At 62.4% G+C, this 10,620-nt stretch carries 9 protein-coding genes; all 9 read left to right on the top strand.

Annotated elements, in window-relative coordinates; all coding sequences use genetic code 11:
• A partial coding sequence (gene bamA, locus CAF92_RS23680) for an outer membrane protein assembly factor BamA (protein WP_085602083.1) occupies nucleotides 1-1,078 on the top strand: 1,078 nt, incomplete at its 5' end.
• A 44-nt stretch (nucleotides 1,079-1,122) separates the two neighbouring features.
• Nucleotides 1,123-1,626: an OmpH family outer membrane protein gene (locus CAF92_RS23675; protein WP_015269197.1), complete on the top strand. Its 504-nt coding sequence runs from the start codon at nucleotides 1,123-1,125 to the stop codon at nucleotides 1,624-1,626.
• 1 nt (nucleotide 1,627) lies between these two features.
• Nucleotides 1,628-2,683: a UDP-3-O-(3-hydroxymyristoyl)glucosamine N-acyltransferase gene (gene lpxD, locus CAF92_RS23670; RefSeq protein ID WP_013971258.1), complete on the top strand. Its 1,056-nt coding sequence runs from the start codon at nucleotides 1,628-1,630 to the stop codon at nucleotides 2,681-2,683.
• A 114-nt stretch (nucleotides 2,684-2,797) separates the two neighbouring features.
• Nucleotides 2,798-3,238: a 3-hydroxyacyl-ACP dehydratase FabZ gene (gene fabZ / locus CAF92_RS23665; RefSeq protein WP_004375427.1), complete on the top strand. Its 441-nt coding sequence runs from the start codon at nucleotides 2,798-2,800 to the stop codon at nucleotides 3,236-3,238.
• Nucleotides 3,235-4,011, top strand: coding sequence for an acyl-ACP--UDP-N-acetylglucosamine O-acyltransferase (lpxA, locus tag CAF92_RS23660; protein ID WP_046616623.1), 777 nt, complete (start codon nucleotides 3,235-3,237; stop codon nucleotides 4,009-4,011). The genes fabZ and lpxA overlap by 4 nt, the downstream gene beginning before the upstream one ends.
• 1 nt (nucleotide 4,012) lies before the next feature.
• The gene (lpxB, locus tag CAF92_RS23655; protein ID WP_085602082.1) at nucleotides 4,013-5,140 is read left to right on the top strand and encodes a lipid-A-disaccharide synthase; all 1,128 of its coding nucleotides are present in this window, start codon (nucleotides 4,013-4,015) and stop codon (nucleotides 5,138-5,140) included.
• A 1-nt stretch (nucleotide 5,141) separates the two neighbouring features.
• Nucleotides 5,142-5,765 carry a ribonuclease HII gene (gene rnhB / locus CAF92_RS23650; RefSeq protein ID WP_046616625.1) on the top strand — a complete coding sequence of 208 codons (624 nt, stop codon included), beginning with the start codon at nucleotides 5,142-5,144 and terminating at the stop codon, nucleotides 5,763-5,765.
• A gap of 189 nt (nucleotides 5,766-5,954) precedes the next feature.
• Nucleotides 5,955-9,479: a DNA polymerase III subunit alpha gene (gene dnaE / locus CAF92_RS23645; protein WP_046616626.1), complete on the top strand. Its 3,525-nt coding sequence runs from the start codon at nucleotides 5,955-5,957 to the stop codon at nucleotides 9,477-9,479.
• 106 nt (nucleotides 9,480-9,585) lie between these two features.
• The gene (gene accA / locus CAF92_RS23640; protein ID WP_046616627.1) at nucleotides 9,586-10,533 is read left to right on the top strand and encodes an acetyl-CoA carboxylase carboxyl transferase subunit alpha; all 948 of its coding nucleotides are present in this window, start codon (nucleotides 9,586-9,588) and stop codon (nucleotides 10,531-10,533) included.
• Nucleotides 10,534-10,620: the final 87 nt, after the last annotated feature.

Genomic DNA, 10,620 nt, shown 5'->3' with positions numbered 1-10,620 from the left:
CGTCGGTTTTGCCCAGAGCGCCGGCCTGATCCTCGGTGGTTCGATCAGCCAGAGCAACTTCCTCGGTACCGGTAACAAGGTGTCGATCGGCCTGACCCGTTCGGAATACCAGACCCGCTACAACTTCGGCTTCGTTGACCCCTACTTCACTGCCGATGGCGTAAGCCTGGGCTACAACGCCTTCTACCGCAGCACCGACTACGACGACCTCGACGTCGACGTGGCCAGCTACGCGGTGGACAGCTACGGTGCGGGCGTCAGCCTCGGCTACCCGATCAGCGAGACCTCGCGCCTGACCTATGGCCTGAGCGTGCAGCAGGACAAGATCAAGACCGGCAAGTACACCGTTGACGAGATCTTCGATTTCCTCGAAGAGGAAGGCGACAACTTCCTGAACTTCAAGGCCTCGATCGGCTGGTCGGAGTCGACCCTGAACAAAGGTGTACTGGCGACCCGCGGTCATTCGCAAAGCGTAACCTTGGAATCCACCATTCCGGGCAGCGACCTGTCGTTCTTCAAGCTCGACTACCGCGGCCAGCTGTTCAAGCCGATCACCAACGACTACACCCTGCGTCTGCATACCGAGCTGGGTTATGGTGATGGTTATGGCAGCACCTCGGGCCTGCCGTTCTACGAGAACTACTTCGCGGGTGGTTTCAACTCTGTCCGTGGCTTCAAGGACAGCAGCCTGGGCCCACGCAGTACCCCAAGCCGCGGCGAGGCCAACGGTGGCAAGCCAGGCACCATCGCCGACCCGGATCAGGATCCGTTGCCGTTTGGTGGCAACGTACTGGTACAAGGTGGTGTCGAGCTGCTGTTCCCGCTGCCGTTCGTCAAGGACCAGCGTTCGCTGCGCACCTCCGTGTTCTGGGACGTGGGTAACGTCTTCGATACCAATTGCGGCAACCAGCCTGATTGCGAGAAGGTCGGTTTCTCGGGCATGGCCAGTTCGGTCGGCCTGGGCGTGACCTGGATCACCGCACTGGGCCCGCTGAGTTTCAGCCTGGCAATGCCGGTCAAGAAGCCGGACGATGCCGACACCCAGGTGTTCCAATTCTCTCTGGGCCAGACCTTCTGAGGTCGGCCCTTGCTTAACGACAACGGTTTATCCAGGAGTGCATCGTGCGTAAGTTGACCCAACTGGCCGTAGTGGCCGCGGCGCTGGTCGCCACCCCGGCTTTCGCCGAAATGAAGGTTGCCGTCCTGAACTATCAGATGGCCCTGCTGGAGTCGGATGCCGCCAAGAAGTACGCGGTAGATGCCGAGAAGAAGTTCGGCCCGCAACTGACCAAGCTGAAAAGCCTGGAAAGCAGCGCCAAGGGTATCCAGGACCGTCTGATCAAGGGCGGCGACAAGATGCAGCAGCAGGAGCGCGAGCGCCTGGAGCTCGAGTTCAAGCAGAAGGCGCGTGACTTCCAGTTCCAGTCCAAGGAGCTGAACGAAGCCAAGGCTGTTGCTGACCGCGACATGCTCAAGCAACTGAAGCCGAAGCTGGATGGCGCTGTCGAGGAAGTGATCAAGAAAGGTGGTTACGACCTGGTCCTCGAGCGTGGTGCGGTCATCGATGTCAAGCCTCAGTACGACATCACCCGCCAGGTCATTGAGCGCATGAACCAAGCCCGTTGATATGACCGTGACCATGACGCTAGGCCAGTTGGCCGAGGCCCTCGGCGCCACCCTCAAGGGGCCCGAGGCGCTGCAGATTACCGGGCTGGCCACCTTGCAGGAGGCTGGCCCAGGTCAGTTGAGCTTCCTCGCCAACCCGCAGTACCGCAAATTCCTGGATAGCAGCCAGGCGGCCGCGGTGCTGCTGAAGGCGGCGGACGCCGAAGGCTTTGCCGGCAATGCGCTGATCGTCGCCGATCCGTACCTGGCCTATGCACGCATTTCCCATCTGTTCGACCCCAAACCCAAGGCTGTGGCGGGTATTCATCCCAGCGCCGTGGTGGCTGAGGACGCGCAGGTGGATGCCAGCGCCAGCATCGGGCCGTTTGCGGTCATCGAAAGCGGTGCGCGCATCGCGGCCAATGTCAGTGTGGGTGCACACTGCGTGGTCGGCGCCCGTTGCGTGATCGGAGAGGGCGGCTGGCTGGCTCCACGGGTCACCCTGTACCATGATGTGACCATCGGCAAGCGTGTGGTTATCCAGTCGGGTGCGGTGATCGGCGGTGAAGGCTTCGGCTTTGCCAACGAGAAGGGCGTGTGGCGCAAGATCGCCCAGATCGGTGGCGTGACCATCGGCGACGACGTGGAAATCGGTGTCAACACCGCGGTCGATCGTGGTGCGCTGTCGGATACGCGGATCGCTGACGGGGTCAAGCTCGACAACCAGATCCAGATCGCCCACAACGTGCAGATCGGTGAGCACACGGCCATGGCCGCCTGCGTCGGAATTTCCGGCAGCACGCGCATCGGCAAGCATTGCACCATTGCCGGAGGTGTCGGCATGGTGGGTCATATCGATGTCTGTGATAACGTTTTCGTGTCCGGGATGACCATGGTGACCCGTTCGATCACCGAACCGGGTGCCTATTCTTCCGGCACTGCCATGCAGCCACTGGCTGAATGGCGCAAGAGCGCCGCGCGTATCCGCCACCTGGACGACATGGCCAAGCGTCTCCAGCAGCTGGAAAAACGCGTCGATACCGTGACCTCAGGTGGCCAGCCGACATCAGAAGGCTGATACCATTCCCTGAGCAAGAGTGAACAGTCGCTAGCTGGCTCCTCTTTGGACTGCAAAAGGAGCGTGTGGTCAGCACCTGCGCTCCCTATTCTTATTACAGGCTTCCCCCCCGAAATGATGGACATCAACGAGATTCGCGAATACCTGCCTCACCGTTACCCGTTCCTGCTGGTGGACCGCGTGACGGAGCTGGACTACGAGGCCCAGAGCATTCGTGCCTACAAGAATGTCAGCATCAACGAGCCGTTCTTCAACGGCCATTTCCCGGCGCATCCGATCATGCCGGGCGTCCTGATCATCGAAGCCATGGCACAGGCCGCGGGTATTCTCGGTTTCAAGATGCTCGACGCCAAGCCGGCCGATGGCACCCTGTACTACTTCGTCGGCTCCGACAAGCTGCGTTTCCGTCAGCCGGTACTGCCGGGTGACCAGTTGGTGCTGGAAGCCAAGTTCCTCAGCCGCAAGAGCATGATCTGGAAATTCGAGTGCCGCGCCCTGGTCGACGGCAAGCCGGTTTGCTCGGCAGAAATCACCTGTGCGGAACGCTCCCTATGAATTCGATTGATCCTCGGGCCATTATCGACCCCTCGGCCAAGCTGGCCGAGGGTGTCGAGGTCGGCCCCTGGTCGATCGTTGGCCCCGATGTAGAAATCGGGGAGGGCACCGTCATCGGCCCACATGTTGTGCTCAAAGGGCCGACCCGCATCGGCAAGCACAACCGTATCTTTCAGTTTTCCTCGATCGGCGAAGACACCCCGGACCTCAAGTACAAGGGTGAACCGACGCGCCTGGTGATCGGCGATCACAACGTGATCCGCGAAGGGGTGACCATTCACCGCGGCACCGTCCAGGACCGTGCGGAAACCACAGTGGGCGACCACAACCTGATCATGGCCTATGCCCACATCGGCCACGACAGCGTCATCGGCAACCACTGCATCCTGGTCAACAACACGGCCCTGGCCGGCCATGTGCACGTTGGGGACTGGGCGATCCTGTCCGGCTACACCCTGGTGCACCAGTACTGCCATATCGGTGCCCACGCGTTTTCCGGCATGGGTACGGCGATTGGCAAGGATGTCCCGGCCTTCGTCACCGTGTTCGGCAGCCCGGCCGAAGCCCGCAGCATGAACTTCGAAGGCATGCGCCGCCGGGGTTTCAGCGACGAGGTGATCCATGTGCTGCGCCGTTGCTACAAGATCGTCTATCGCCAGGGCCTGACCGTCGAAGACGCGCTCAAGGAGCTGGACGAACTGGCTGCGAAGCACCCTGAGGTCGATCTGTTCCGTCAGTCGATCGTGAACTCCGCTCGCGGCATCACCCGCTGACATGGCCCAGCTTTGCGTAGCCTTGGTCGCGGGTGAGGCCAGCGGCGATATCCTCGGTTCAGGCTTGATGCGTGCCATCAAGGCACGCCGCCCGGACGTAAGGTTCATCGGCGTTGGCGGCCCCTTGATGGAAGCCGAAGGCCTGCAGTCCTATTTCCCCATGGAACGCCTGGCCGTCATGGGCCTGGTCGAAGTGCTGGGGCGCCTGCGTGAGCTGCTCAAGCGCCGCAAGCTGCTGATCGAGACCCTGATCGGTGAAAAGCCCGATGTGTTCATCGGCATCGATGCCCCCGATTTCACCCTCAACATCGAATTGAAACTGCGTCAGGCCGGGATCAAGACCGTGCACTACGTCAGCCCGTCGGTCTGGGCCTGGCGGCAGAAGCGTGTGCTGAAGATTCGCGAAGGCTGCGACCTGATGCTGACGCTGTTGCCGTTCGAGGCGCGGTTCTATGAAGAGCAGGGCGTGCCTGTACGTTTCGTCGGCCACCCGTTGGCCGACACCATCCCGCTCGAAGCCGACCGCCCTGCCGCACGTGCCGCGCTGGGCCTGGGCGAAGGGCCGGTAGTAGCGTTGATGCCGGGCAGCCGGGGCGGCGAAGTAGGGCGCCTGGGGGCTCTGTTCCTGGATGCTGCCGAGCGCCTGCGCCAGCAGGTACCGGGCGTGCGTTTCGTGCTGCCCTGCGCCAATGCCGCGCGTCGCGCCCAGGTCGAGCAGATGCTCGAAGAGCGCCAGCTGCCGCTGACCCTGCTCGATGGCCAGTCGCACCAGGCCCTGGCGGCCTGTGACGCGGTGCTGATCGCCTCGGGCACCGCCACCCTCGAAGCGCTGTTGTACAAACGGCCCATGGTTGTGGCCTATCGCCTGGCGCCCCTGACCTACTGGATCCTCAAGCGCCTGGTAAAGAGCCCCTACGTGTCGTTGCCGAACTTGCTGGCCCAGCGTGCGCTGGTTCCCGAGCTGCTGCAGGATGAAGCCACCAGCGAAGCCCTTGCCAACACCCTGGCGCCCCTGGTAGCCGATGGCAGCCAGCAGACCGAAAGTTTCGACGAAATTCATCGCACCCTGCGCCGTGACGCCTCCAACCAGGCAGCCGAGGCGGTACTGGCGTTGCTCAAGGACCGCTGACATGCAGATGGGACTGGATTTCAACCTGGTCGAAGACTTGGTCGCCGGCGTCGATGAAGTGGGCCGTGGCCCGTTGTGCGGCGCGGTGGTGACCGCAGCGGTGATCCTCGACCCGGCGCGCCCGATCCTCGGCCTGAACGATTCGAAGAAACTCACCGAAGCCAAGCGCGAAGCGCTGTTCGACGAGATCTGCGAAAAGGCCCTGAGCTTTTGCATCGCCCGCGCCGAGGTCGAGGAAATCGACCGCCTGAACATTCTGCATGCGACCATGCTGGCCATGCAGCGCGCGGTGGAAGGGCTGCACATTACACCGAAGCTGGCCCTGATCGACGGTAACCGCTGCCCGAAACTGGCCGTACCGGCATCGCCGGTGGTCAAGGGTGATAGCCAGGTGCCGGCCATCGCGGCGGCGTCGATCCTGGCCAAGGTGACCCGTGACCGGGAGATGAGCGCATTCGAGTTGATCTACCCGGGGTATGGCATTGGCGGGCACAAGGGCTACCCGACCCCGGTGCACCTTGAGGCGCTGGCACGATTGGGGCCAACGCCCATTCATCGGCGTTCCTTTGCCCCGGTGCGGGCAGCTTGGGAAGCGCGTGCCGGTGTTCTCGATTCCCTGATCTGAACCCCCGGGGGCCGTTTTGCGGCCCATCGCCGGCAAGCCAGCTCCCACACGGAACGTACAGCCCCTGACAGCTACGCGGTCCCCGTGGGAGCTGGCTTGCCGGCGATGGGCTGCAAAGCAGCCCCAAAAAAAACCCTCAATTAAGCTACAATCCCGCCCTTGTCGTTCAGCACTGCTACAGGATCTTCCATGTCGGTTCCCTTCGTTCACCTGCGCGTCCACTCCGAATTCTCGCTGGTCGACGGCCTGGTGCGGATCAAACCGCTGGCCAAGGCGCTGGCCGGGATGAACATGCCGGCGGTGGCAATCACCGACCAGAGCAACATGTGCTCGCTGGTCAAGTTCTACAAGACCGCCATGGGCGCCGGCATCAAGCCGATCTGCGGCGCCGACCTGTGGCTGGCGGCTGCCGACCCGGAAGCACCGCTGTCGCGTATCTGCTTCCTGGCCATGAACCCCAAGGGCTACCGCAACCTCACCGAGCTGATCTCGCGCGGTTGGACCGAGGGCCAGCGCAATGGCCTGGTCATCCTCCAGCGTGAATGGATCGCCCCTGCCAGCGAGGGCCTGATCGCCCTTTCCGCAGGCAAGGAAGGCGATATCGGCATGGCCTTGCTGGCAGGCAAGGACGATGAAGCCGAGGCCCTGCTGCAAGACTGGATGGGCATGTTCCCCGAGCGCTTCTACGTCGAGGTGCAGCGTACCAACCGCGCTCGCGACGAAGAGTACGTGCACGCCGCCGTGGCGTTGGCTGACAAGTTCGGCGCTCCGCTGGTGGCAACCAACGACGTGCGTTTCATCAAGCAGTCGGACTTCGATGCACACGAAACCCGCGTATGCATCGGTGAGGGCTGGACCCTCGACGACCCGCGCCGGCCAAGGATGTACAGCGACCAGCAGTACCTGAAGTCGGCCGAGGAAATGGCCGAGCTGTTCAGCGACCTTCCCGACGCCATCGCCAACACTGTCGAGATTGCCAAACGCTGCAATATCCAGGTGCAGTTGGGCAAGTACTTCCTGCCCGACTTCCCCACGCCCAACGGCATGGGCATCGATGACTACCTGCGGCATGTGTCCCACGAAGGCCTGGAAGAGCGCCTGGCGGTGCTGTGGCCGAAAGAGACCACGCCCAATTACGAAGAGAAGCGCCAGGTCTATCTGGACCGCCTGAAGTTCGAACTGGACATCATCATCCAGATGGGCTTCCCCGGTTACTTCCTGATCGTGATGGACTTCATCAAGTGGGCCAAGAACAACGGCGTGCCGGTGGGCCCGGGCCGGGGGTCGGGTGCCGGCTCGCTGGTGGCCTACGTGCTGAAGATCACCGACCTCGACCCGCTGGCCTACGACCTGCTGTTCGAGCGCTTCCTCAACCCTGAACGTATTTCCATGCCCGACTTCGACGTCGACTTCTGCATGGATGGCCGTGACCGGGTGATCGACTACGTGGCCGAAGCCTATGGCCGCAACGCGGTCAGCCAGATCATCACCTTCGGTACCATGGCGGCGAAGGCGGTAGTTCGAGATGTAGCGCGGGTGCAGGGCAAGTCCTACGGCCTGGCCGATCGCCTGTCGAAGATGATCCCCTTCGAAGTGGGCATGACCCTGGAGAAGGCCTACGAGCAGGAAGAGATCCTGCGCGACTTCCTCAAGGGCGACGAAGACGCCCGCGAGATCTGGGACATGGCGCTGAAGCTCGAGGGCGTGACCCGCGGTACCGGCAAGCACGCCGGTGGTGTGGTCATTGCCCCGACCAAGCTCACCGACTTCTCGCCGATCGCCTGTGACGAAGAGGGCGGTGGCCTGGTAACCCAGTTCGACAAGGATGACGTCGAGGCGGCCGGCCTGGTGAAGTTCGACTTCCTTGGCCTGCGGACCCTGACCATCATCAAGTGGGCGATGGAGATCATCAACCGCGAGCAGGCCAAGAAGAACCTGCCCGACGTCAACATCGACTTCATCCCGCTGGACGACCGCAAGACCTACGAGCTGTTGCAGAAGGCCGAAACCACGGCGGTGTTCCAGCTTGAATCGCGTGGCATGAAGGAGCTGATCAAGAAGCTCAAGCCCGACTGCCTGGAAGACCTCATCGCACTGGTGGCGCTGTTCCGCCCAGGCCCGCTGCAATCGGGCATGGTGGACGACTTCATCAACCGCAAGCACGGCCGCGCCGAGCTGGCCTACCCCCATCCGGACTACCAGTACGAAGGCCTGAAGCCGGTGCTGGCACCGACCTACGGCATCATCCTGTATCAGGAACAGGTGATGCAGATCGCCCAGGTGATGGCTGGGTATACCCTCGGCGGCGCCGACATGCTGCGCCGTGCGATGGGTAAGAAAAAGCCCGAGGAGATGGCCAAGCAGCGCGGTGGTTTCATCGAAGGTTGTGCCAACAACAATATCGATGCAGACCTGGCCGGCAACATCTTCGACCTGGTGGAAAAGTTCGCCGGCTATGGCTTCAACAAATCCCACTCCGCCGCCTATGGCCTGGTGTCGTACCAGACCGCCTGGCTGAAAACCCACTACCCGGCGCCGTTCATGGCTGCGGTGTTGTCGGCGGACATGCACAACACCGACAAGGTGGTGGTGCTGGTCGAGGAAGTGCGCAGCATGAAGCTGCGCCTTGACGCGCCGGACGTGAACTTCTCGGACTTCAAGTTCACCGTCAACAATGACGGGCGCATCGTCTACGGCCTGGGCGCCATCAAGGGTGTCGGTGAAGGACCGGTGGAGGCGATCGTCGAGGCCCGCGCCCAGGGTGGCCCGTTCAAGGACCTGTTCGACTTCTGTGAGCGCATCGACCTCAAGCGGGTCAACAAGCGTACCCTCGACGCGTTGATCCGCAGTGGTGCGCTGGACCGCCTGGGCCCGCACTTCCATGACGAGATCAAGGCCTACCACGCCAACATCGACATAAACCGTGCAACCTTGCTTTCGGCGCTGGGCGAAGCCATCAAGGCTGCCGAGCAAGCCGCCCACACCGCTGACAGTGGCCATGTCGACCTGTTCGGCGGCATGTTCGAAGCGGCGGATGCCGACGTCTACGCCAACCACCGCAAGGTGCGCGAACTGACCCTCAAGGAACGCCTGAAGGGCGAGAAGGACACTCTTGGCCTGTACCTCACCGGCCATCCGATCGACGAGTACGAGACCGAGATCCGCCGCTTCGCTCGCCAGCGCATCATCGACCTCAAGCCGTCACGCGATACCCAGACCATCGCCGGCATGATCATTGCCCTGCGGGTGATGAAGAACAAGAAGGGTGACAAGATGGGCTTCGTTACCCTGGATGACCGCTCCGGCCGCATCGAGGCATCGCTGTTTGCCGACGCCTTCATGGCGGCACAGTCCTTGCTGCAGACCGATGCCATGGTGGTGGTCGAAGGCGAGGTCAGTAACGACGACTTCTCCGGTGGCCTGCGCCTGCGGGTGAAGCAGGTGATGACCATGGAGGATGCGCGCACCAAGCTTGCCGAGAGCCTGCGCCTGAAGGTGGCACACGAAGCGCTCAAGGGCGACCGGCTGAAGTGGCTGGGCGAGCTGATCACCCGCCATCGCGGCGCTTGCCCGATCACCCTCGAGTACACCGGCAGCGACGCCAAGGCCATGCTGCAGTTTGGCGAACAGTGGGCTATCGACCCGGCCGATGGGCTGATTCAGGCGCTGCGTGACCAGTTCGGGCGTGAGAACGTCTTCCTGCAATATCGTTGAACCGACAAAAATTTAATCTCGACCTGAATGCGCCTGATCCCTTAAGGTAGGGCGCCAAACGGATCAACCGGCCGGCCGCCTGGCCGTAGACCCTAGACGGATGACTATGAACCCGAATTTTCTCGATTTCGAACAGCCGATTGCCGACCTGCAAGCCAAGATCGAAGGCCTGCGCCTGGTAGGCAACGACAACTCGCTGAACATCAGCGATGAAATTGCCCGTCTGCAAGACAAGAGCAACACCCTGACCGAAAGCATCTTCGGCAACCTGACCAGCTGGCAGATCGCCCGCCTGGCCCGTCATCCGCGTCGTCCTTACACCCTGGACTACCTGGAGCACATCTTCACCGAGTTCGAAGAGCTGCACGGCGACCGTCACTTCGCCGACGACGCTGCCATCGTCGGTGGTACCGCGCGCCTGGACGGCAAGCCGGTCATGGTCATCGGCCACCAGAAGGGCCGTGAAGTGCGTGAGAAGGTACGCCGCAACTTCGGCATGCCGCGCCCTGAGGGGTACCGCAAGGCCTGCCGCCTGATGGAAATGGCCGAGCGCTTCAAGATGCCGATCCTGACCTTCATCGACACCCCTGGTGCCTACCCAGGCATCGACGCCGAAGAGCGCAACCAGAGCGAGGCCATCGCCTGGAACCTGCGCGTGATGGCGCGCCTGAAAACCCCGATCATCGCCACCGTGATCGGCGAGGGTGGTTCCGGCGGTGCGCTGGCCATCGGCGTGTGTGACCAGTTGAACATGCTGCAGTACTCCACCTACTCGGTGATTTCGCCGGAAGGCTGCGCCTCGATCCTGTGGAAGACTGCCGACAAGGCAGCTGACGCAGCCGAAGCCATGGGCATCACTGCCGAGCGCCTGAAGAGCCTGAACATCGTCGACAAGGTCATCCAGGAGCCGCTGGGCGGCGCTCACCGTGACCCGGCGAAGATGTCGGAAAGCATCCGTGCCGACCTGGTGCAGCAGTTGGACATGCTCGGCAAGCTCGACCATGACGCGCTGCTGGCCCGCCGTTACGATCGCCTGATGAGCTACGGTCTCTGATAGCGAGATGAATGGCACCGGCTTCGCCGGTGTGCGCGGGTGAACCCGCTCCCGCAGGTATTGCGCAGCCCTCTGAAACGGCGCGAT

Origin of the sequence: Pseudomonas sp. B10(2017), assembly GCF_002113295.1 — a bacterium.
Taxonomy (GTDB): Bacteria; Pseudomonadota; Gammaproteobacteria; order Pseudomonadales; family Pseudomonadaceae; genus Aquipseudomonas; species Aquipseudomonas pudica.
This window is presented reverse-complemented; position numbering and strand designations above follow the sequence as displayed.

What these genes read in the sequence shown, in the direction of transcription:
- fabZ (WP_004375427.1), top strand. Translation starts at nt 2,798, where the DNA reads ATGATGGACATCAACGAGATTCGCGAATACCTGCCTCACCGTTACCCG.
- accA (WP_046616627.1), top strand. Translation starts at nt 9,586, where the DNA reads ATGAACCCGAATTTTCTCGATTTCGAACAGCCGATTGCCGACCTGCAA.
- lpxB (WP_085602082.1), top strand. Translation starts at nt 4,013, where the DNA reads ATGGCCCAGCTTTGCGTAGCCTTGGTCGCGGGTGAGGCCAGCGGCGAT.
- rnhB (WP_046616625.1), top strand. Translation starts at nt 5,142, where the DNA reads ATGCAGATGGGACTGGATTTCAACCTGGTCGAAGACTTGGTCGCCGGC.
- lpxD (WP_013971258.1), top strand. Translation starts at nt 1,628, where the DNA reads ATGACCGTGACCATGACGCTAGGCCAGTTGGCCGAGGCCCTCGGCGCC.
- lpxA (WP_046616623.1), top strand. Translation starts at nt 3,235, where the DNA reads ATGAATTCGATTGATCCTCGGGCCATTATCGACCCCTCGGCCAAGCTG.
- dnaE (WP_046616626.1), top strand. Translation starts at nt 5,955, where the DNA reads ATGTCGGTTCCCTTCGTTCACCTGCGCGTCCACTCCGAATTCTCGCTG.